Source organism: Neisseria sp. 19428wB4_WF04, assembly GCF_015235335.1.
Classification (GTDB): domain Bacteria; phylum Pseudomonadota; class Gammaproteobacteria; order Burkholderiales; family Neisseriaceae; genus Neisseria; species Neisseria musculi.
In genome coordinates, this window is the sequence record NZ_JADGLG010000127.1 from 1 (window position 1) to 829 (window position 829).

The following is an 829-nucleotide window of genomic DNA, read 5'->3' on the forward strand; positions in this document are numbered from 1 at the left end:
CAAGCAAAACGCCATTTACGCAAGTTTAACGGCATTCCCAAAGAGCATTTTGAACTGTATTTGAAAGAGTGTGAATGGCGTTTTAACAACAGTGAGATAAAATTTCAAATTTCTATTTTAAAACAATTAGTAAAGCAGGATTTGTTCTAGTTATCTAGGACAGCCCCAAATATTCAAGCAGTTTTCTTGGGAAACTCTTATTTAGCTTACAGTGGGTTATCTTCATTTTGGCAGCTTGTCATAACTGCTAATCTACGGTAGCCTCAATATTTATTTAGAAATAATGTATCTGTTTTCTCGAAAACAGATACCATGATCCCGCTGAAAATTGGCCGAAAAGAGCAGCTGTTTTTTGTTATTATCCATACCGTACCCGCTATTGGGTAGACAGCCATTGCAGGGATTACAAATACTGAAGGCGGCAATTAATCCAAAACCCTGTTATCTACTCGACTTTGGCATTGTTTTGTTGATGCTTAATCCATTATCAAACCATACCCGACCCAAACCAGGCTATGCAGGCACTTTAAAATCATTCGCTAGAATAATCTGAAAAGGCTTTAAACAGGCTTTGGTATCAGAAAGGCCGTCTGAAAACATTTTCAGACGGCCTGTTAACGCAATAAAGGTAAACTGGATTGTTTACTACGCTTTTTATTTTAGGGGCTGTCCTAGATAACTAGAACAAATCCTGCTTTACTAATTGTTTTAAAATAGAAATTTGAAATTTTATCTCACTGTTGTTAAAACGCCATTCACACTCTTTCAAATACAGTTCAAAATGCTCTTTGGGAATGCCGTTAAACTTGCGTAAATGGCGTTTTGCTTG

At 36.7% G+C, this 829-nt stretch carries 2 pseudogenes; one reads left to right on the forward strand and one right to left on the reverse strand.

Features of this window, described 5'->3' with window-relative positions:
• Positions 1–150, forward strand: a pseudogene (locus IR141_RS12590) (IS1595 family transposase); the annotation flags it as partial.
• 529 nt (positions 151–679) lie between these two features.
• Here IR141_RS12590 and IR141_RS12595 read toward each other — a convergent pair.
• Positions 680–829: pseudogene (locus IR141_RS12595) on the reverse strand (IS1595 family transposase); the annotation flags it as partial.